Source organism: Algoriphagus formosus (genome assembly GCF_002807035.1).
Taxonomy (GTDB): domain Bacteria; phylum Bacteroidota; class Bacteroidia; order Cytophagales; family Cyclobacteriaceae; genus Algoriphagus; species Algoriphagus formosus.
In genome coordinates, this window is record NZ_NIUC01000003.1 from 207,120 (window position 1) to 229,860 (window position 22,741).

19 protein-coding genes are annotated in these 22,741 nt (G+C 36.9%); all 19 read left to right on the forward strand.

Translation table 11 applies throughout. The annotated features are described in order from the left end of the window. Positions 1 to 14: 14 nt before the first annotated feature. A complete protein-coding gene (locus tag CDH51_RS16320; protein ID WP_157807139.1) occupies positions 15 to 902 on the forward strand; it encodes a glycosyltransferase in 888 nt (295 codons plus the stop codon). Further along, positions 899 to 2,101 (forward strand): glycosyltransferase, encoded by a 1,203-nt coding sequence (locus CDH51_RS16325; protein WP_100629620.1) that lies wholly within the window; start codon positions 899 to 901, stop codon positions 2,099 to 2,101. Before CDH51_RS16320 ends, CDH51_RS16325 begins: the two co-directional genes overlap by 4 nt. A gap of 3 nt (positions 2,102 to 2,104) precedes the next feature. Further along, positions 2,105 to 3,040: a glycosyltransferase family 2 protein gene (locus CDH51_RS16330; protein ID WP_100629621.1), complete on the forward strand. Its 936-nt coding sequence runs from the start codon at positions 2,105 to 2,107 to the stop codon at positions 3,038 to 3,040. 7 nt (positions 3,041 to 3,047) lie between these two features. Continuing rightward, a complete protein-coding gene (locus tag CDH51_RS16335) occupies positions 3,048 to 3,974 on the forward strand; it encodes a hypothetical protein (protein ID WP_100629622.1) in 927 nt (308 codons plus the stop codon). A 38-nt stretch (positions 3,975 to 4,012) separates the two neighbouring features. Then, positions 4,013 to 4,912, forward strand: a complete 900-nt coding sequence (locus tag CDH51_RS16340; protein WP_157807140.1) for a glycosyltransferase — start codon at positions 4,013 to 4,015, stop codon at positions 4,910 to 4,912. Positions 4,913 to 4,980: 68 nt separating this feature from the next. Further along, on the forward strand, positions 4,981 to 6,141 hold the full coding sequence (locus CDH51_RS16345) for a glycosyltransferase family 4 protein (RefSeq protein WP_157807141.1): 1,161 nt from the start codon (positions 4,981 to 4,983) through the stop codon (positions 6,139 to 6,141). Continuing rightward, positions 6,131 to 7,030 (forward strand): glycosyltransferase, encoded by a 900-nt coding sequence (locus CDH51_RS16350; RefSeq protein ID WP_100629625.1) that lies wholly within the window; start codon positions 6,131 to 6,133, stop codon positions 7,028 to 7,030. The genes CDH51_RS16345 and CDH51_RS16350 overlap by 11 nt, the downstream gene beginning before the upstream one ends. Beyond that, positions 7,031 to 8,008, forward strand: coding sequence for a glycosyltransferase family 2 protein (locus CDH51_RS16355; RefSeq protein WP_100629626.1), 978 nt, complete (start codon positions 7,031 to 7,033; stop codon positions 8,006 to 8,008). A 10-nt stretch (positions 8,009 to 8,018) separates the two neighbouring features. Further along, positions 8,019 to 8,945, forward strand: coding sequence for a glycosyltransferase family 2 protein (locus CDH51_RS16360; protein ID WP_100629627.1), 927 nt, complete (start codon positions 8,019 to 8,021; stop codon positions 8,943 to 8,945). Between the two features lies 1 nt (position 8,946). Next, complete coding sequence (locus tag CDH51_RS16365) at positions 8,947 to 10,026, forward strand: glycosyltransferase (RefSeq protein ID WP_100629628.1); 1,080 nt, start codon at positions 8,947 to 8,949, stop codon at positions 10,024 to 10,026. 123 nt (positions 10,027 to 10,149) lie between these two features. Then, positions 10,150 to 11,277, forward strand: a complete 1,128-nt coding sequence (locus CDH51_RS16370; RefSeq protein ID WP_100629629.1) for a glycosyltransferase — start codon at positions 10,150 to 10,152, stop codon at positions 11,275 to 11,277. A 197-nt stretch (positions 11,278 to 11,474) separates the two neighbouring features. After that, positions 11,475 to 12,713 (forward strand): hypothetical protein, encoded by a 1,239-nt coding sequence (locus CDH51_RS16375; RefSeq protein WP_232724843.1) that lies wholly within the window; start codon positions 11,475 to 11,477, stop codon positions 12,711 to 12,713. A 111-nt stretch (positions 12,714 to 12,824) separates the two neighbouring features. Further along, on the forward strand, positions 12,825 to 13,226 hold the full coding sequence (locus tag CDH51_RS16380; protein WP_100629630.1) for a four helix bundle protein: 402 nt from the start codon (positions 12,825 to 12,827) through the stop codon (positions 13,224 to 13,226). A 158-nt stretch (positions 13,227 to 13,384) separates the two neighbouring features. Then, the gene (locus CDH51_RS16385) at positions 13,385 to 14,434 is read left to right on the forward strand and encodes a glycosyltransferase family 4 protein (RefSeq protein ID WP_198514328.1); all 1,050 of its coding nucleotides are present in this window, start codon (positions 13,385 to 13,387) and stop codon (positions 14,432 to 14,434) included. Between the two features lie 1,610 nt (positions 14,435 to 16,044). Next, complete coding sequence (locus CDH51_RS16395) at positions 16,045 to 17,244, forward strand: glycosyltransferase family protein (protein WP_100629633.1); 1,200 nt, start codon at positions 16,045 to 16,047, stop codon at positions 17,242 to 17,244. A 4-nt stretch (positions 17,245 to 17,248) separates the two neighbouring features. Beyond that, on the forward strand, positions 17,249 to 18,406 hold the full coding sequence (locus tag CDH51_RS16400) for a hypothetical protein (RefSeq protein WP_100629634.1): 1,158 nt from the start codon (positions 17,249 to 17,251) through the stop codon (positions 18,404 to 18,406). Between the two features lie 19 nt (positions 18,407 to 18,425). Then, positions 18,426 to 19,394: a polysaccharide deacetylase family protein gene (locus CDH51_RS16405; RefSeq protein WP_232724844.1), complete on the forward strand. Its 969-nt coding sequence runs from the start codon at positions 18,426 to 18,428 to the stop codon at positions 19,392 to 19,394. Positions 19,395 to 19,454: 60 nt separating this feature from the next. Continuing rightward, positions 19,455 to 20,285, forward strand: coding sequence for a polysaccharide biosynthesis/export family protein (locus CDH51_RS16410; RefSeq protein WP_198514329.1), 831 nt, complete (start codon positions 19,455 to 19,457; stop codon positions 20,283 to 20,285). Continuing rightward, on the forward strand, positions 20,282 to 22,738 hold the full coding sequence (locus CDH51_RS16415; protein WP_100629636.1) for a GumC family protein: 2,457 nt from the start codon (positions 20,282 to 20,284) through the stop codon (positions 22,736 to 22,738). Before CDH51_RS16410 ends, CDH51_RS16415 begins: the two co-directional genes overlap by 4 nt. Positions 22,739 to 22,741: the final 3 nt, after the last annotated feature.

Sequence of the window (22,741 nt, forward strand, 5' to 3'; positions counted from 1 at the left end):
AAGTTTCAGTTTGTATGATTACATATAATCATCACCTATTTATAAAAGAAGCTATAGAGGGTGTGTTATCGCAACAAGTGGATTTTGGGGTTGAATTGATTATTTTAGATGATGCATCTCCGTTTAATATAAACTCTATTATTTTAGATTATATTAAGAATCATCCTAATGGCTCATGGATTAGATATGAAAGAAATGTGGAAAATTTGGGTATGAGTGAAAATTTTATAAAAGGTTTGAAAAAATGTGAAGGAATGTATATTGCTATTTGTGAAGGAGATGATTATTGGACAGACCCTTTAAAACTTCAAAGACAAGTTGCATTTCTAGATTCCAATCAAGATTATGTTATGATTGCTGATAATTCTATTTGGTACGAAGTTTCTAGGAATACTGAAAGGAAATTTAGCGATGGACCTACTAGAGATGTTAGTGTGTTTGAGATATTGAGAGAAAGACAATTTTCTACTGCATCTGTATTGTTTAGAAACTCAGATTACTTATATAAAAATTTAGATAAAATTCTAGGCGATGTAATTTTATGGGTTTTTCTTTCAAAACTAGGGGTGATTAGGTTTGATAATTATTTATCGTCTGTTTATAGGAGGCATCCTTCAGGAATGGTTTTGGGATCAGATAAATTAGAATGGGCCAAAACAATGGAAAAATGGAATTCTTTAATTATAGATATTGCTCCGAATATTCCATATTCAATTTTAAGAGAAAGAAATTTTAGTGGATATAAAGGAGCTTCAGATTTTTATTTAAGATCAGGTAATTTCTTTTTATATATAAAATGTTTAGGTAATCTATTCAGGATAGACAAACCAAATAGTTTGAAACTATTATTACACCATATAAAAAAAATATTAGATCATCTTGTTTATAGGAATATAAAATGATAGTTTTTAAAACAAGTCAATTCCCTACTTTTTCAGAAACTTTTATCGTTCATAGTATTGTTGCTGCAATTCAAAGTGGCTATGATGTGAAAATTCTTGTTAAAAGTAAGAATTCAATTAAAAATAGCTCTCAACCGGAACTTATAAGGAAGTATAATTTAATGGATAAAGTCATTTCTATTAAATCTATACCTAGTACTAATTTTAGAAAGGTCAGAAATTTAGTTTGGGATTGTATAAAAAATCCTCTATTAATATTTGTTTTATTGAAATTTTCTGTTATAAAAAGGAAAATGAGTTATAATTTTTTTTATCTTATAAAAGAATATTATAAGGTTTTTAGAGCCGAGGTGTTTCATGTTCATTATTGTGAAGAATTCACTCCTTTAAATAAATTAAAGTTTTATGGTTTGATTAATGCAAAGATTATTGTTTCTTTTCATGGATATGACGTAGATTTACTTTCAAAAAATCAAAAGGAATTTATTCCGATTCTTAATAAATATGTTTTTAAATTTATAGCTAACTCTAACTATACTAAAGGTAATTTAATTAATCTGGGATTAGATATTAATAAAATTGAAAGAATTTATAACGGCATAGATGTTTCTAAGGTTTCTTTTAAAGGAAGAAAAATAGATATCAACAATATAAGAATTATTTCAGTGGGAAGATTAGTAGAGATTAAAGGTCATTTTTATGCCTTAAAATCAGTTTTATCTTTAGTTCGTTTAGGTTATAAGATAAAATATACGATAATAGGTGATGGCAAAGAATTAAATAATCTTCAAAAATTTATAAAGTTATATAATCTTGAAAATTCAGTAGAAATTTTAGGAAGCAAGACTCAGTTTCAAATTTTTGAACATTTTGAGTCTAATGATTTGTTTTTATTTCCATCTACAAGAGATAGTACAGGAAGAGTTGAAAGTTTTGGTATTGCTTCAATTGAAGCACAATTATTTGGCTTGCCGGTTATTGCCTTTGATACTGGTGGAGTTTCAGAAACATTAATTAATGGAAAAACTGGGTTTCTTGTTATTGACAAAAATGTTGAAAAATTAGCAGATAAGATAATTCAATTAATTATTGATCCTGAATACTATTCAATGGTTAGTAAGGCAGCGCATAATTATGTCAAAAGTAATTTTAATTATTTAACTAATTTTAGACATACTGAAAACCTTTATAAATTTTAACTTGTGGTTATTCCCAGATTTTCAATTATTATACCAAACTTTAACAAGGCTTCGTATTTAGAAAATTCTATAAACTCTGTTTTACTTCAAACCTTCAAAAACTGGGAGTGTATTATTATAGATGATCATAGCACGGATAGTTCATGGGAAATAATAGAAGGTTATGCAAATAAAGATCATCGGATAAAACCTTTTAAAAGACCAAGAAATCGAAAAAAAGGTGGCAATGCTGCAAGGAACTATGGAATTCAATTAGCTAAAGGAGAATTCGTAGCTCTTTTAGATTCTGATGACATATGGGGTCCGAATAGGCTTGAATTGGCACTTCAGTTCTTGACCTCAAATAATATTGAAGCTTTATTCAGTGGAGCTATCGTTGTTAGTAAAAATTATACCCAAAAATTATCATCACGAAATATACGAGATGGAGAGTCTATATTCGACTTTATTCTAAGTGATGATGTTTTTTGCCCAACTCCCTCTTTTATTTTAAGAAGAGAACTTGCACAGGAAATTTTATTTGATGAGGATTTAAAAAGACATCAGGATTATGATTTTTTTATTAGAGCTCATATGAAGAAAGCTTGGTCGTATTTCGAAAATTTTGATGTTAAAGTAAATTGGGTAAGGGATGATTTGAAAGTTATCAACTATAGAGACTGTATTCCATTTTACGAAAAACATTGGGAAAAGAGTAAAAATGAGCAAATCCGGCATAAATATATAGTTAGGATTACTTCTTCCTCAATTCGAGAATCTTTTAATAATAACGTTGCAAAGTATTATAGAAATATATTGAAAAATGAAGGGTATAGATTTTCATTTCAGGAATACATCATGTTTTTTTTTCCCTACATTTTTTTCGTTCTTTCTAAATTTAAGTGGTTTACCCTTGGTGCTTTTAACAAATTAGGGATTTCTCAAAACCTTAAAAATTAGACTTAATATGAAACAAAGAATTACCTCTAATTTTCAATTTGTTTCTAATGCATTTAATTCTTCAAGTGAAAGGATTATTTTTTTATCAACTTACTTTACATCGAAGTTGGACCCTATGAGATCAGTTCATCAGGCTGAAGATAACTATGACTATTTCAGAAACTGGTATGAAAGTATTCGTGAATTAGGAATTTGGGGTGTGATTTTTTGCGATAACATTTCGGATGAATTTAAAAAGAAATACCAAACTGATAGAATCTTTTTTATCAAGTGTGAATTAGGCCCACACTCTCTCAACGATGAGCGTTTTTTTATTTTTTATGAGTTTGTACAGCACCTAAAAAATAGTGCTTTTGTAGTTTCTACGGATATCAATGATGTAATTGTCAACAAGAATCCATTAAAACTGCTTGAGCAACACCCTGAAAAGTTATTGGTAGGTCGTGGAATCAGAAAAACCTGGAAGGACGGGGTTTGGGCAATTAAAGCATTAAATCATTTTAACAGGAAATACAATAAAAGATTATCTGTTAGTTTTTTTAACTACCCTATGCTTACTCCCGGAACTATTGGTGGGAAAAAGGATAAGGTGGAGAAGATATATCTAGAAATGATTTCTATTTTTTCTGAACTTGGAGATGATGGAAACTATGACATGCAGGTATTTAATTATATTATGAAGGAGTCCTATTATCCTTATAAGTCCATTTGGGATGGGGTTATTCCCTTCAGGATTGCTAATTGGTATTATTACTTGGTCTACAGGTTTTCGCGAAAACTTCAAAAGGAATACAAAGCCCATAAATATGATGTAGTGACATCTGAAGAAAGTATATGTACCAATGATCGGATTTTGGCTGGTTTTCCTTTTGTAAGTGTAGTTGGTAAGTATGAAAAGAAAGGGGTTTCAAAAGCGTATTTAATTCATAAGTAAAAAAGATTTAATTAGGTGTAATCCTACATTACAAAAAATTGAAAATATATTCAAAAACAGTTGTTTCAGTTTGTGTAATTACATATAACCAGGAATCTTACATACTTGATACAATCAAAGGTATCGTCGCCCAAGTGGGTGATTTTCATATGGAGGTAATTATCTCTGATGATTGTTCAACTGATAATACTTTAAATGTTATCCATGATTTTTTTGAAAATTTCCAAAAACGAAATGTGACAGTTCAAGTTGTTTCTCAAACAAAGAATTTGGGCTCAACAAGAAACTTCTTTAAAACTTTAAATTTAGCTAATGGAGAATACCTTGCAATTTGTGAAGGAGATGATTATTGGACTGATAATTCAAAGCTTTTAAAACAAATTGATGTTTTGGAAGCAAATACTGACTGTAGTTTTTGTTTTCATAAGGCTAAAATTCTTAGAAATGGAAAATTCGACGAGAAATCTTATCCGGAATTTTTTAAAAAAAATGTTTTAAATCTTCAGGAATTTTTTGAATTGGATTCCATTCCAACTTGCTCTATCTTTTTTAGAAAAGTTGATCTTACCTTTTTTGAAAGTATTGAACACTCACATGGAGATTTCTTGCTTTTTTGTAGACTTTGTGAATTGGGGAAACCTTACTATTTAAATGAAGTAATGTCAGTTTATCGTAAACATCCTGGTGGTGTTAGTTTTCTTTTTTCTTCTGAGGTCTATTTAAAAAAGAGAATTGAAGAATTAAAAACTGAAAGTAATTTTTTCAATAATAAAAATGTAATTGAACAGATTAAAATTTCAAGAATGAAATTGCAATATAGGTTTTTTAAGAATTATGGAAGGAATCTCAATATTAAATCTAAATCATATCAAGTTTTCAATCTTTTTACTAATAAATATTTTTTACTGTACTATTTAAAAAACAAGTTTAACCTTTGAAAATCGGAATTTTAGTAGAGTCTTTTCCAAGAATTTCTGAAGTTTGGTTGGCCAATCAGATTATTGATTTGATTGATAAGGGAAATGAAGTTAATATTTATTCTATTTATCCCAGCAAGGACCAGATCATTCACGAACAAGTCAAAACTCATCATCTGATTGAGAAAACACAGTATTTTTTCTATCCCAAAGGATACACGATAACGAAATTGTGGCTTACGCTCAAGTTTGTATTTGCAAATTTAAGTAAGGCAAATCCAAAAAGAACAGTAAAAGGATTGAAATCTATTTTTTCAAGGAAGATCGAGCCTCTTTTTGGATTCAATTTTATTTTTCTAAATGGGATTCAGGATTTGGATATTCTGCATGCCCATTTTGGAGAAATTGGAGTTTTAGCCTCTAAGGTGAAAATGGCAGGTTTAATTCCCAATACAAAAGTAGTAGTATCCTTTCATGGCCATGACATATTTCCATTTAGGAAAGATTTTTATAGAAAAGAATATGCAATATTAAAGAAATTCTCAAGTGCCTTGATAGTGAATTCATTTTATAGCCTATCTCTCGTGGAAGATATTATTCCATGTTCTCATGCTAAAGTTTTGCCTGTTGGATTAAGTCTTTCTTATTTTAAACCTCAACACAATTCCCTATCGAGATCTAAAATTAGGATAGTGTTTTTAGGAAGACTTGTTTATCTTAAGGGAGGCTTACTTATGTTTGAGATTTTTCGTCAATTATTACCTTCTAATCCAGGTTTGGAATTAGTCATTATTGGGGATGGAGAACAAAGAGGAGAGATAGAAGAAAAAATTAAGGAGTTTGGACTTTCCAATTCGATCAAATTGAAAGGCACACTTTCACAGGATAGAGTTATCGAAGAATTTAATGAAAGTTCTATTTATGTTTACCCTGGAATGCAAGATCCGATTTTTAAAGCTGGGGACACCCAAGGTCTGGTAATCCAAGAAGCACAGGCCATGGAATTACCTGTGGTTTGTTCCGATGTAGGGGGAATCAAATATGGAATGGTAGATGGGGAGACAGGATTTTTGGTGAAGGAAGGAGATATTGATGGGTTTGTGGAAAAAATTCAATTGTTAATTGACCAGCCTGACTTACGAGATAAAATGGGGAAAGCAGGTAGAGCCTTTGTAAAAAAACACTTTGATTCTAAACTTATTGGAGATCAGTTGCAGTCAGTTTATACAGAAGTTTTAAATGAAGGTTGAGGAAAAAGCCCCTTATTTTTCTGTGATTATCCCAGTCTATCAGGATACAGAAAGGTTAAAACTCTGCTTGGAAGCCTTGGATAAAAATGATAAGAAAGGATTTGAGTTTGAGGTATTAGTCGTCAATAATGATCCTATAATAAAGAAGCTTGACCTGATTCCTAGTTCCTATTCCTTTTCTTTGAAATCTTTATTGGAACCGAATCCGGGGTCTTATGCTGCTAGAAATAAAGGTATTCAAAACGCTCAGGGAAATGTTTTGGCTTTTACAGACTCTGATTGTTTGCCAGACTCAATTTGGCTTCAAGTAGCTTATGAATTTTTTCAAAAAGATGAAAAAAGGGAAGTTGGGATTTTAACTGGACCAGTTTCCTTGTTTTTCAAGGATATAAATAATTTATCTCCTGCTGAACTTTATGAAAAGTACACGGGAGGATTTACCACTGAGGCATATGCTAAAGAAGGAAAAGCGATTACAGCGAATTGGTTTTCCTATAAATCAGTGATCCAGGAATTTGGAGGCTTTAATTCGGAATTAAAATCTAATGGGGATTCCGAGCTTTCCGGGAGAATTTTTTCCAAATATAAAATCGAATATTGTCCAAGTCTAGTTATAAATCACCCTGCCCGATACCATACTTCAGGTTTGGTGAATAAATACCAAAGGTTATTGGGGGGAGCCTTCACCAGAAGATTTCAGGGAAATCCAAAGGCATTTAGGAAATATTTAATTCAATTTCTTTGGGCTAGATATCGCTTTGCCTTAAAGCGATTATTCACTCTCTCTCCCAAAGAATCCATGCCAATACTTCAAGTTTGCCATGCCATTAATAGGGGGGCAATCCAAGAATACTTCAATCTAATTAAGGGAGGAGAAACCAAGAGATAGATGATAGAATCAAGAATCAAGAATCAATACCCTCTTGTATCCATCATTATTCCAGTTTATAATAAGGCTCTTTTTGTTGGCAGGACCTTAGAATCCGCTTTAGGGCAAACTTATCCCAATACAGAAATTATTTTGGTTGATGATGGCTCTATTGATAACTCATTTGAAATTCTTAAGGCTTATTTTGAAAAATACCCGGATCGAATCGTTTTAATAAATCAAGAAAATCTAGGGGTGTCTGCTGCTACAAATAGGGGGATTGTGGCTTCTAAGGGGGATTATATTCAATTTCTTGATGCTGATGATTTGATTTCTCCTGATAAGATTGAAACGCAAATAGAATTACTTTATGGAAAAGGCTATGATTCTGTCGCTACTTGTGAATGGGTGAATTTTGAAGCTACTATTGAACAATATAACCGAATCCCATATGGAGTATTCCAAAATTTTGATTCGGGTTTGGATTTGCAATTGAGATTTTGGAATTACCAAGAGATGATGGCAATCTCGTCGTATCTGACTCATCGGGATCTTATCAAGTTAGCAGGTAATTGGAACGAATCGTTGATAATCAATCAGGACGGTGAATTTTTTAGCCGAGTGCTACTACATGCTGAAAAGGTTCTTTTCGAACCTAAAGGAAAAGTTTACTATCGTATTCCTGGCGTTGGAAATGTTAGTCAGCAAAAGAGCTACTCGGCGATGAAATCCTTATTGGACTCCTATCTAGCCTGTGAACAATCAGTTTTGAAAGTGGAAGATTCACCAAGAATTAGAAATTCACTGAAGAAATTGTATCAAAAATTTATTTACGATGTATTTCCTAATTATCCTGATTTGTTGGCAAAGGCGGAACAGTATATGAATAACCAAGGAGTAAACCAATCTACCTATATAGGCGGACCCAAGTTTCAGAGACTTTCAAGGCTTTTTGGTTTCAAAAATGCACTTAGGTTGAAAAGAATTCTTTTATCTTAATTGTAGTGATTTGTTTTCCGTAATTATTCCGCTCTATAACAAAGCCCCTTTTGTAAAAAAAACCATTGATTCAGTAATTGGACAAACTTTTCGAGAGTTTGAAATTATTGTGGTCAATGATGGTTCAACCGACGGCGGAGAGGAAATCATTAAAAATGAATATGGTGATCAAGTAGTTCTGATTCACCAAGCCAACCAAGGGGTCTCATCCGCGAGAAATAGAGGAATAAACCAAGCAAAGTTTGATTATATCGCATTTTTGGATGCAGATGATATGTGGCATCCCGATTATTTAAAATGGATAATTCATGTGTTAGAAAAGTATCCCGAGATCAGAATGGTCGGTACTTCCTACACCAATGATTCCTTACCGGATAGTATTGAAAATCCAGAAATCGAGTTAATTGAGGATTATTTCGCCAAGGCGGATTACAATACCCTTTTCACCTCTTCTTCCACTGTTATACACAGAAGCTTTTTTGAAAGTAATATTGGTTTTAAATCGTATTTAATCCGAGGGGAAGATATAGATGTTTGGTTACGAACTTTTGATTGGTTTGGAAAAGCAGCTTATATCCATGCCTCTTTGATGCATTATACCTTGGTGTCATCTTCTAAAAAAGCATCAATTCCAAGATTGGATCAAACCATTTTATTAGAGATTTTTGAACCAAATTATTCTATTTCAGATCATTTTCCCTCCTGGAATTCATTTAGGGATAAATACTTAATGCTAAATCTTTTTCAATATTTAGGATCAGAAGTTAATTATAGGGTTGGTCAAGAATTAATTGGTAAAACGAGAAATTCCTTTTTTTTTACTCAAATCCCTTATTATATGCCTCTATCTTTTTTTCAATTTATTCTTCTCAAACCCATTTTAGGTAAATTCCTTAGAAACTACCTTAAATTCTGTTTTCGATATATCTACACTTGATTTGAAGATAGTAAGAATTGTTTCTGAACTGGATTTTGGTGGAGTGGAACAGGTTATTGCCAATTCAGTTCCTAATGTTTTTAATCGCACGGATATAGAATTGTCAATTTTAGTTTTGGGAAAAGGCGGGCGAATCTCCAACTATTTAATTGAAAATGGGGTTGCAGTTAATATTTGGAATAGAAGAGTAAGAATTCCAAATTTTTCATTGCTTTTCCAGCTTCAAAATTTCCTTCGAAATTACAATCTGGATGTAGTGCATTGCCAAGGATCAGAGGCAAATTTCCACGGGATATTAGCAGCCAAGTTTGCGGGAGTTCATAGAATTATTGGTGAAGAAATCGGGATTCCGAATCACCATAGCTTTTGGAAATGGATTTTCCGATTTGTGTACAAACAGGCTCATCAAGTTATCGCTATCTCGGAGGCGGTGAAGAGGGAGATTGTTGGATTGGGGGAAGTGAGTGCTGAAAAAGTGAAGATTCTATACAATCCAGTAGTAAGTGGTAAGTGGTCAGTAGTAAATAGTGTCGCAAATAAGTCAACAGGTTTTGTTTTTGTGACAACCTGTAGGTTAGTGCCGATAAAGAATTTGGGGCGACTGATTCAGGCTTTTGATGAATTGGTAAAGGCGAATCCTGATAGAGAGTTGAGGTTGAGGATTGTGGGGGAGGGGCCAGAGCGTGAGAATATTGAAAAAGAGATAAGAGATAAGGGATTAGTGAGTAGGGTTGAGATTTTAGGTTTTCAATCAAATGTATGGCCATTTTTAGAAGAATCGGATGTCTTTGTTCTACCCTCTTTGCGGGAGGGATCTTCGGTTTCTTTGGCTGAAGCCATGACAGCTGGATTGCCGAGTATAGTCACCCAGGTAGGAGGAGCTTCAGAGATTTTAGGAGATTCAAACTCCGGGATTTTAATTGATCCTTTGGATACCAATAGTATTCAAGGGGCCATGCAGCAAATGATTGATTTTTCAGTAGAGGAGCGTGAAGCGATGGGAGCTCGCGCAAAAAAAGAAGCTGAGCGATTTTCGGTAGATAATTATATTAGGGAGTTACTGAGAATATATGAAAAATAAGAGTTTACGTTGCATCGTCACTGCGAGCGCAGGAACGGAGCGAAGCAGTCTTTTGAATTCAAGGAGATTGCTTCGGGGCACTAATTCTTATCTAACACTCCAATTTTTGTGTGTCCCCTCGCAATGACTGAAAAAATTCGAGTACTCCATTGCATCGAAACTATCGCCTCGGGAGGAGTAGAGCAAACGCTTCTTACTTTAATTCGTGGTTTGGATAAGAAAAAATTTCATCACCGAATTATTTGTACATGGAAAGGAGGCCCAATCGCAAAAGCCTTAGAAGCTGAAGGGGTGGATTTGATTCCCATTGGAAGTTTTAAGCATCCCCTTCAATGGTCCAAACATAAGCAAGTGTTGAGGGTGATTCGGGAGTTTAAACCCCATATTATCCATGGAGCTATTTTCGAAGGAATGTCCATGGCTGCGATTGGTGGAAAGTTGGGAAAGGTACCCATTACCATTTTAGAGGAAACATCAGATCCTCAGAATAGATCAAAAAAAGCTAATTTCCTACTTCGGCTAATGTCTAATCAAGCTGATGTAATTCAAGCAATTTCTGGTAATGTTGGAAGGTATTTGATAGAAAAAACAGGAGTCAAAAAAGATAAAATTAGGGTAGTATTAAATGGTTTATCCCTTTCAGAAAAAAAAGAAGAAAGTGAACTAGATCAAATTCAAGAGTACCTGGCCCTTTTGAAAAATGAATTGGTTATTGGCTTTGTAGGAAGGCTATTTGATGATCATAAGCGAGTATCTGACTTGATAAAAGCTGTAAAATTGACTAAATCAGATTCTCTAAAGGTTTTGATCATTGGTGATGGGCCAGATAAAAAAAGTCTAATGGCTTTAGTAAATCAATTTGGTCTGATGGATCAGGTGATGTTTGCAGGATATCAATCGCATAACCAGAATTTTTATTCCATGATGGATGTTTTGGTTGTTCCATCATCCCGAGAAGGATTTGGATTAGTGGCAGTGGAAGCAATGCTTCACGGATTACCGGTAATTGCTACCAAAGTGGGTGGATTACAGGATATTGTCCTGGATCAAGAAACTGGCTATTTGGTTCCGCCATTATCTCCTGAATCCCTTGCAGAAAAAATTCAAATTTTAATTGAACAGCCTGAGCTTCGCCAAGAGATGGGAGAAAAAGGAAAACAACGAGCTTTGGAGCATTTTAGTGCAGAGCGCTACTGCCGTGAGGTCGAAAATCTTTATCTTGAGTTGTTGGAGAGGAAGGGATTTCTATAGATATCGGGAGAGATCGGATAATAAGGAGCAGTTACTTAGTTGTCATCGTTATCGTCGTTGTCATTGTTGACGTACCCATAATCCGACAACAATGAAAACTTGACAACTTGATAACAACACATCCATAATAACCTGATAACAAAACGACCCCCACTAAAAAGAATATCATCAAATTCTTGTTTTGCCTGAATAATTAAATGCTCGACATCCTAGTCATACTTCTGGTAATCCTCGCTCTCGTCAACTCCAATGCGAGTATGGCGAAACGATTTGGCCTACCCAAAAAGTATGAACTGCATTTACACTATTTACTGGCTTACCATATCTTTTTTAGCTTCTTCTTTACCTGGTATATTCTCAATTTTGGGGGAGACTCTCAGGGCTATTGGAAATTTGGGATGGAGCAGGTTTTAATTAAAGGAGAGAAAACGTGGTTTTCTTATTTTGGAGAGGGAACTACCTTTATTTTATGGCTATGTTATATCCCCAGTCAGTTAATGGGCTTGTCTTATTTGACTGGGAACATACTTTTTGGAGCTTTGGGCTTTATTGGGATTCGTTATATTTTTGTGATGACAGCAGAGCTTTTCCCCACAAATCATGAGGTTTTAGGTATACCGCTGTTTCCTACTGTATTTTACTTTTTAAATCTTCATTTTTGGTCTGCAGGTGTAGGAAAAGATGTGATTTGTTTTTGGGGTATTGCCTGGTTTTTATTTGCCATTCAGGAATACAAAAGCCGCTGGTGGCAAGCGGCAATCGCATTGTTTTTTGTTTACTTAGCTAGACCCCATATGGGACAGGCTTTGATATCTGGTGCTGGAATGGCGATTCTTTTGGGCTCTGAGGTTAAAATTGCATACAAAATTGTTTTAAGTGGGTTAGCAATTACCGCAGCTTTTTTACTACTTCCTAGTACACTTGAGGCTTTAAAGCTGGAGGAATTGAGCTTTGAAGCTTTAGAAACTATGTCAGGAGTTAGAAGTCAAGGCCTGAATACTAGTAATGTGGGTTCCGGCTTCGATATCTCCTCCTATCCTTGGCCATTGAAGTTGTTTACGTATATGTTCAGGCCTCTATTTGTTGATGCCCATAATTTTGTTGCCTTTTTTAGCTCCTTTGAAAACCTGCTTTATCTCTGGTTGAGTTTATTTATTTATCGAAACTGGACTCCGGAAGCGATTCGGGATATGCCCCTCTTTATCAAGGCTGGAATGATCACCTTTGTCCCTGTTACCTTGGCCTTTATGAATGCGTTGAGTAATCTGGGAATCATCATGCGCATGAAGAATATGACCATGATTTACTTTTTGCTCTTTTGTTTCTTTTTGATTGCCTATAATAAAAAGCTCCGTATTCAGAAGGTGAAGGAGAAGATAAGGTTCTATCAGGAGAGGGAGAGAATTAGGAAGCGTAAGCTTGCGAGTAGGGAGTAGATATTAGGGAATAGGGAAAAGGAAGTAGGAATTAGGGAGTCCATTAATCTCCAAATCCCTTAATCTCTTATCTCTCAATTCCTTATCTCTCAATCCTTTAAATCTAAGAATATGGAAAAATCAAATTCATTCGAAGACTTGATCTGCTGGCAAAAGGCCTACAACTTGAAACGGAGATTGAAAAGAGACGTTCTTTCAAAATTACCAAGAACTGAACAGTATGAATTACGCTCTCAGATTCTTCGAGCTGCCCGTTCATCAACTGCAAATATCGCCGAAGGTTGGGGAAGGTTTCATTATTTAGATTCCAACAAGTTTTACTATAATTCTCGCGGTTCTATTGCTGAAATTTTGGACTATTTAATTGAGGCAAGAGATGATGAGTATATCTCCGATGAATTATTCACAGAATTGAAATCTCAGCTCTTGGAGGCTATTCGAGTATTAAATGGTTATATTTTCTATTTGAAGCGTGAATATGTCAATTCTTTGAAGAAAGGAAGAAGGGAATAGAGGTAAGGGAGTAGTGAATAGAGAATAGGGAATTCCCCAATCCCTTATCCCGAATCCCTCAATCTCCAAATCTCTAATCCCCAATCCCTTAATCTCTGGATTTCCAATCCCTACCCAAACCACCATTGAAAATACTCTTCCTACCCAAATATCCGAGAATGGGAGCAAGTAGTCGATTGAGGACCTACCAATACCTTCCTTTTTGGGAAAAGGCCGGTTATCAGGTCGAGATCAGCTCATTTTTTAATGAAGCCTATTTAAAAAGGTTTTACCAGGGCAAGAAGCATCATCCTTTGAATGTGCTGGGATGCTACATCCGTAGATTTTGGATTTTGCTAGGTGCAGGAAAATACGATCTGATCTGGATCGAAAAAGAGGCTTTTCCATTTCTTCCTTCCTATGCCGAGTGGCTTTTGGCGAAATTGGGGAAGGGCTATTTCGTAGATTATGATGATGCGGTCTTTCATAATTATGATCAGCATTCTGGCTGGTTGGTGCGCACCTGGATGGGAGATAAGATTGATTGGGTGATGCGGAATGCCCGATTGGTTTTTGTTGGAAATGCCTATTTGAAGGAAAGGGCTTTGAAGGCAGGAGCCAAGGATGTTGTTTCCCTTCCTACGGTCATTGATCCTAGTCGCTACCGCATGAAGGCCTATGGGGAATCCTCCCAACGAGTGAAGGTAGGATGGATAGGTTCGCCCACCACATTGAAGTATCTTCTTTCCTTAAAGCCGGTATTTGAGAAGCTGCGAGAGCAATTGGATTTTGAGCTTTTGATAGTGAATGCCAAGCCCTTTGGGGAATTGGATTTGGCTTGTCCGGTCAGGATGATTCCATGGTCAGAGGAGACAGAGGTGGAGTCCATTTTATCCATGGATATTGGCCTGATGCCCTTGCCAGATGATAAATGGGAGCGTGGCAAATGCGCCTATAAGTTGATTCAATACATGGCTTGTGGGCTGCCTGTTGTGGCTTCTCCTGTAGGGATGAATGTGGAAGTGGTGGAGGATGGAGCGAATGGTTTTTTGGCCAGTTCCGAAGAAGAGTGGGTGGAGAGTCTTCGAAGATTGATTTCTGATGAAGAAATGCGCAGGGAATTTGGGGAGCAAGGATTTAAAATAGTTCAGGAGCGCTATACCTTACAACGGAATTTTGGATTGATTCAGGAAGAGTTGAAAAGCTTGTTCGATAAGGAATTGGATTAAAAAGGGTTCACCTATATGGCGCAGGCCCGCCTGCCGGACGGGCAGGTCTCAGGACATACATGGCGCAAGTCTCCTGACTTGTGCCTAGAACAAGGCAGTCTCCAGACTGCTTTTTTTATATCCGTCTCCGTCTTGCTGGGATCCTATATCCGTTTCCATATCAAAGATCAAGGCCCAGCGCTGGGATGGTGTTGTGTCTTTTTTACCCAGCATTTCGCTCATCGTTCCTCTTCGCTTATACTGGGCTAAAACATTTCATGTCCGCCGCGGCGGACCGGCACTTCAGCACTCATAACGATTCATTTTCGGAGGTTATAGTTTTTTGGGCGCGGTGGGTTGACGCAAAAGCGGGCCGGCGTCCGGCCTTGAGCGTGGAAGCCTGTCTGCCTCAGGCAGGCTTTTTTGCGTCGAAGGCTTTTGGCTACTTTTGGCCTTCAAAAGTAGTAAAGGGTAAAATTTCCTATAAAGCCATAAGGTTTTCATGCCCTTTAAAGTCTGTGATTTTTTGCTTTCCTCCTGCTGCTATCGAAGCCCCCGTTTCCACACTAAAGAACAATGCCTAGAACAATGTAGTCTCCTGACTGCTTTTTTTATATCCTTCTCCGTCTTGCTGGGATCCAATAAACGTTTTCAAACCAAAGATCAAAGCCCAGCGCTGGGAAAAGGGGTTGATTCGATTCCACGGGGTTAAAACCCCGGGCCTGCCTGCCGAAGGCATGGCTACCCATCTTTTACCCCTCTGGGGTTTTTATTCACTATAATTCTTGTTGTTCAGGATTTGCAATCCCGAACTCTTATCGTAGGACTTACAATCCGGATAGCTTTTCACGTTCCTTGCGCTGGCATCAACTTTTCGTTTCCATATCATAATCCTGCGCCAGCGCTGGGGAAAGGGGTTGATTTCATTACCTAGGGTTGCGTCCCCGATAATCTCGGGGCAGGCAGTTCCTCCTTACCCTAGGCTAAAACATTTCGTGTCCGCCGCGGCGGACCGGCACTTCAGCACTCTTTATTCAAACACGCAATTATCTAAAATATTTCACCGAACGAAGAGAGGTGTATTTCACAAAGTATATTTCGCGAAGCCTATTTCACCGACGGGGTATTTCTTATTAGTGAGAAAAAAATCATTGTCCTGTTTAGTATTATGGATGGTTATAAATTAATCATTCAAAATTCAGCATTCGACATTAAAAAAGTCAAGAAACAAGAAGACCGTTAAGGGAACGATTTCAGGTCAATTGAAACAAAAACACCGTATTTCGTATTTCGTCTCTGTTTTGCTGTGCCTTCAGCACTCTTTTTTTAACCGAACGAAGTGATATGTATCTTAAGAGGCGAAGCCGACTATATATTTCTGAACGAAGTGAAGGGTATCTTTTTGAACTCAGCGAAGATTTTTTAAAAGATAGCTGCGCAGAAAAAGAAAGATATGGCTGCGCCAAGAAATAGTGGCCTATTTCACCGAATGTGTATTTCTTTTCCTTCTTTGAGGGAGATTTAAATCGTCTCCACAGACCATCATATAGAGAACCACAAAAATTACCCATTACTCAATAAAATGGTAAAAAAGGCTTTCCTTGGTATATTCGCGCTAAGCCAGATTAAATTTGAAAAAAATCCTATACATCACCTGGGATTCTGACCGAACCAATTACTTAGAGTCACTCTTTTTCCCCATTTTCCAAGGGGTTCAAAAAAAGAGCGATTACAGGTTTACCGTATTTCAATTCTCCTGGGCAAAGGGATCAGAGCTTAGTCGCTTGAGTAATTTGGGAGAAGATTTAGGGATCAAGTATATCCATCACCCGATCTCCAGAGAAAAAGGTCGAATGAGGGGGAGTTTGCATGCCCTGTGGCAAGGACGGCGCCTAATCAAAAGGATGATTGACAATGAGGGATATCAAGTGATTATGCCTCGAGCCACCATGCCTGCGATTTTGGTTAATTCACTTTCTTCTTTCTTGAAGAAAAGGAATATCAAGATTGTATTCGAAGCAGATGGATTTCCTATTCAAGAGCGAATTGATTTTTCGGGTTTAAATCCGGATTCATTGCAGGCCAGATTTTTACTAAAGCAGGAAAAAAGAATGCTTTTGCTTGCTAATGCGGTGTTGACTCGCTCAAAAAAGGCTATTGATATTCATGTCGATAGAATTGGTGAAGCACAAAGACCAAAATTTTATGCTGCTGCAAATGGTCGAAATCCTGATTTTTTCAAGTTTAGTAAAGAAAAAAGAAGTGAGATACGAAAGTCACTCGGTCTGAGTGAGTCTGAAGTATGCTGGATTTATGTGGGTTCGCTTGGCCCGGCTTATGGAGAAGAGGATTTGATGAGCTTATTTGATCTTGCTCAAAAGCGATTTGGAAATTTGCACCTTTTGGTCCTTCCCAATGATTTGGATTATGCTAAAGAGAATTTGAGAACAGAGTTTTCCGATCGTGTCCATATTCTAAATGTCCCTTTTAAAGAAATCCCTTCCTATTTATCAGCAGCTGATATTGGTTTGAATTTTCGTAAGAATGCGGCTAGTTTGTCGGGACTTTTCCCAATCAAGCTAGGCGAATACCTGCTCTGTGGTTTGCCTATTTTGGGTAGTCTGAATATGGGTGATGCCGAATCAATACTAGGAGATCAATCTTTTGTTCTCAACTTGGATTTGGATAGCGTAGAGGATTGGGAAGGAAGATTAGAAAGACTACCTTCCTTATTACAGGAAGATCGATTGGCTATTCGGGGTTTTGCTCTCGAACACTTTTCCTTGGATAGCAGTGTCAATACCTATTTGGAGGCTTTGAATTCGTTGTAAAGAAATGAGGACGGCAGATTTTCTTTGTTGGGCGATACTTATCCTTTTTTGGGTCTTTTATTTTTGGAATTGGTCAAAAAAAGAAAAGAATTGGATCATCGGATTGGGGATGTTTCTTTTCCACTTCAGCATGACATTCCTTGCTTTTCAATACCTCAAAGAGGTAGGAGGGGATTCCACGGTATATTGGAGGGTAGCCAATTTCCCCGAAGAGAATTGGGGAGAGTGGATTTATGTCTTACCCTATTCGGCTGGATATTTTATATGGGCTGTTCGGCCTTTTGCATATTATCTTGGGCTTTCCTATCTCTCCGGAACCTTGATTTTCAGTAGTTTGGGGATGATGGGTTTTTTGTGGTTGTATCAATGGATATCCTCTTACACCATAAAATTTGAAAAGGCTCAATTCCCTATTTCAGTGCTTTTTATTTTGGTTTTATTTCTTCCAAATGCCCATTTTTGGACGAGCTTGGTTGGAAAGGAGTCCTTATTGTTTTTTTTGACAGTCTTGGCCTTGAAACTAGCCTTTGATAAAAAGTTTGGACTTATGGCAATTCCTTTGGTATTGTGCATATTGATCCGACCGGTATTTGGATTGATTTTTCTTGCAGTCTTGAGTGTTTTTCTTTTTCAATATGTCAGGTGGTCTTTACTTCAAAAACTAATCTTGGGGATATTGATAGGTTTTCTGACCTTGATTGCCATCAATTTTATAGTAGTGTATGTGGATGATTTTGAGTGGAATCTACAGATCTTCGAAAACTACGCTCAATTTCAATATTCACGATTCAATGCCTCTGATGCCTATACCAAAATTCCTATGGAAAATTATAGCTGGCCACTTCGAGTATTTTCAGTAGCCTATCGGCCTTTGATATTTGAATTCAGTGAAGGGTTTTGGATGCTGTTTCTCCAGATTGAAAATACTATTTTACTTTTACTTAGCTTAGGGATCCCAATTACACTTTACCGTCACCCCCGATTGATACCGTATTTCCTTCTAATCTCCCTGTTCTTATTATCCATTGCTGTTTCTACCAATGTTTTTGGAGCTTTTGTCAGGCTAAAAAGCCTGGTGACACCCTTCCTGGCTTTGATGGGTGGATGGGGCTGGATGATTCTCCATTCAAATATCCGGTCAATTTCAAGGAGAGATTCATAATTTTGGGTTTATTTACACAGTGGAGAAATCACAATTAATCATATCACTCGATTTCGAACTTCATTGGGGACGTTTTGATAAGTATTCTTTAGATGCCAATCGGGCATACTATACCAATACTCGTGAAATAGTCCCAAGGGTATTGGATTTATTCTCCAATTATAAGATTCAGGCTACTTGGGCGACCGTAGGAATGCTCATGTGCGAAAACCGTGAGGAATGGGAGTTTTATAAGCCTTCTTTGCTTCCTTCATTTGAAGAATCTAAATTTTCGGCTTACAGTTGGATGGCCATGCAGGAGGATGTTTGGGAGGCTGGCCTCTTTGCGCCCGATTTGGTAAAAGAGATCATTCAGAGGCCAGGACAGGAACTAGGGAGTCACTCCTATGCACATTACTATAGCTTGGAAGAGGGGCAAAGCCTGTCTCAATGGTCTGAAGACCTAAAAGCGGCCAAGCGAATAGCATTAGAGAAATTTGGGGTCGATTTGGAGTCTCTTGTATTTCCAAGAAACCAATATTCAGAGGCTGTAATCAATGTAGCAAGGGAAGCTGGTTTTCATATCTTTCGGACTAATCCCGGGGATTGGTTTTGGAAGGATGTAGAAGAAGAAAATTTGATCAAAAAAATCTTTCGCACGGGGGATACTTTATTTCCTTTAGGATTGAAAACATCTTATTCATTTCCAGGGAAAAATGATCCTAAATTTCTCCCCGCTTCAAGAATTCTGCGACCTTATCGAGCCGGATCTATTTTCAATCAACGGAGAATAAGCAGAATAAAGGAGGAGATGACTAATGCAATTAAACACAAAAAAATATATCATTTATGGTGGCATCCTCACAATTTTGGGCAATATCCCGAAGAAAACCTGAGGATTTTAGAGGGCCTTTTGGCATGGGTTAAATCGAAGGTAGAAGAGGGGGAACTTGAATCTGAATCGATGCAAAGCTTCTTTCAGAAACGTAAAGTCTTCGAAAAGGCTTAAGAGGAGAGTAATATTTTTCCTCTAAATAGATGATATTTCGTAAACATTCACCAGATAAAAATGAAGAAAAAATTTTCTGTCTTAGGTCTTCAGGTTATGTTGGGTTTACTCCTTCTTTCTTCCTGTATATCTAATAAAAGAATAACCTATCTGCAGAATTTACCCGGAAATCCAGAAATAGGGTTGGATGAGTTTATTCCATTTGCAGATGTAGAATATGAATACATCCTTCAGCCATTTGATATTGTAAGTATAGACTTTGCCTCCAGTGATGAGGAGTTAGTCAAGGCATTCGAATATCAAGGTTCCCGAGCCATGCGTGGAGGTGGCGGCGGTGGAGGTGGCGGTGCCTCTGATATATTCTATTTCACCGGGTACTCTATCGATAAGAATGGCGAAATCGAATTGCCTCAATTAGGGAAAGTACAAATTGCCGGCTTGACAGAAGAGGTTGCCCAAAAGAAAGTTCAGGAGGCAATCAATTCCTATTTCAAGGAGCAGGTTTTTGTGAAATTGAGGATAGGAGGGATCCGTTTTACTGCATTAGGGGAGTTTTCCAATTCCGGAACTCAAATCATTTTAAAGAACAGGGCAACTATATTTGATGCTTTGGCGGTAGCCGGTGAGTCAAATATTCTGGCTAAGAAAAACAAAATGTTTTTGATTCGACAATATGATGGAGGTATGAAAATTCATCAGGTGAACTTAAACGACCGGCAGTTGCTTACTTCCGAGTATTTTTTCATTCAGCCAAATGATATTCTGTATTTAGAACCAATGAAAATCAGACAGTTCGGTAATGCAGATAACCTATCAGCTTCTTTGGGATTGATAATTTCAGTTGCTTCTTCTATTTTGTTGATCATTGCATTGGCTACGAGTAATATATGATTGAGGGGGATAAAATAGATATTTCAAAGTTTCAGGAAGATGTCAAACCCATTGACATCAAGTACTACCTGATTAAATACTCGAGGTATTGGCCACTCTATGTGACCTTTATTTTTATTGGGATTATTGTTGTATTTCTATTTCATCGCTATTCGGTAGAAGAATATGAGGTGCAAGGAAGCATTCTTATCAAATCCAACTCATCTCCTGAAAATCGGATATTGGACCGCTCTAACATTTTCTCAGGAATCAATAATCTGGAAAATGATATCCTTTTACTTACTTCTAAAAACCTGGCTAGTGAGGCTTTGAAAAAGCTACATTTCGATGTGACTTATTATGCTTCGACTAATATCAAGGAGATCGAGTTGTATGATAAATCCCCAATTCGAGTAGAGCGGGATCCCGCTTTTCCGCAGATGGAAATGGGGGAAATTACCCTGACCTACCTAGGGGGAGAGAAATTCACCCTTTCTCGGGAAGAGTCAGGCTTTTTTGACTTTCTCAAAGCTAAGGCTGATGGCCCCGTCGATGAAGCGATTTTAAATAAGACCTTTCAATTTGGAGATACCATTGTTTCGGGTGAGAGCCGCTTCGTGGTAAACAAACTGAAGTCCATGCGAGAAGGTGAGCAATTGTCCTTCGTTTTGCATAATCCTATTCAGGTAATCGATGATTACAGCAGAAGTATTTCAGTCCGCCCCATCAATAGCTATGGTACAGTTCTTCAGGTAAGCATGGTGACCAAGGTGGTTGAGAAGGGAAGAGACTATGTGAATGCCTTGATGGATTCCTATATCATCTACAACTTGAAGGAAAAAAATCAAATGACAGAGAATACTCTGACTTTCTTGGAGGAGCAACTTCAAGTGGTAGAGGACTCTTTAAAATTTGTAGAGCAGAAAATGCTCAATTTTAAAGTCAACAATAAGTTGATGGATATCAACTCTGAATTCGGTGGGGTTTTGGGTAGTATCCAAAGTCTTGAAGAGCAAATTCAACAAATTGACTTTGAACTTCAGTACTATGAATCGCTTCAGCGTTATTTAGAAGAGAAAGGGAAGGATTATTCTGATATTTTGGCTCCTTCACTGGTAGGTATATCAGATGGCTTATTGAATGGGCTTGTATCTCGCTTGATTGAAGTTTCGCTGGATCGTAGAAAAATGCTGGCAGTGGTAAATGAGAATCATCCGAATGTGAGGGAGTTGGATGAGCAAATCACCAAGCTTCGGGAGAATATTTTTGAAAATATTGACAACCTGGTAGTGAATACTCAAAACAGGAAGTCCCGAGCGATGGAGATGCTCAACGAGGAGGATAATGAGTTTTCCAGACTACCACAGGCTGAGTCGGAGTATATGGCACTAAATCGGGAGTTTAAGCTTCGCGAAAATCTTTACAACTACCTTCTGGAAAAACGAGCCGAGGCGGGAATTGCCAGGGCTTCTAATATCTCAGATAATTCTGTCTTGGATTATGCCAGAAGAGGAAGCTTGATTTTTCCTAAAAAGTCTCAAAACTACGGGATCGCAGTAGGACTTGGTTTTTTCATTCCTTTGGCGGTCCTCCTTCTTTATCATTACTTAAATAATAAGATCGTCGATCAGGTTCAACTCAAAAATGTTCTTCGAATACCATTATTGGGAACCATTGGTTACAGTACCAAGGATACAAACTTGTTAGTAGCAGAACACCCCAAGTCGATGGTGTCGGAGTCTTTCAGATCTTTAAGGTCTGCTCTTTTTTACATAGCCAGTGAGAAAAAGTGTAAAAAGATTTTGGTTACATCTTCTGTATCAGGAGAGGGTAAGACTTTTGTGAGTTTGAATTTGGCATCAGCAATTGCGCTTTCTGGTAAAAAGACCTGTTTGGTTGGATTAGATTTAAGAAGACCTAAGCTTTCAGAATATGTTGGAATTTCCAATCAAACGGGATTGACGAATTATCTGGTAGGTAAAGCAGAGCGTGATGAAATTGTCATAAAAACTAAGTATGATAATTTTTACATAGTTCCTTCCGGCCCGGTTCCTCCTAACCCTGCAGAGCTTTTGTTGAAGGATAAAATGCAATCCTTTATTGAAAGCCTTGATGATGATTTTGAGGTTGTGGTGATGGATACTCCTCCAGTTGGTCTCGTATCTGAGACTATGGACTTGATGCGATTTTCAGACATAAACTTATATATAGTCCGACAGGATTATACCCACAGAAGGTATTTGCTGATGATCAATGATCTCTATGCGAATGATCAAGTAGATAATATCTACGCGGTATTTAATGGTCTAAAAGCCGGTGTTGATGTATATGACTTTGGTGGCTATAATTATGGCTATGGCTATAATTATTCTTACATGAGAAAGAATGAATACACTGGTAATTACTACGATCAGGAAGATCGTAAAAAGCCTTCAGAATGGTTAAGTAAATTGCTAAGTAAGTTTAGAGTTTAAATA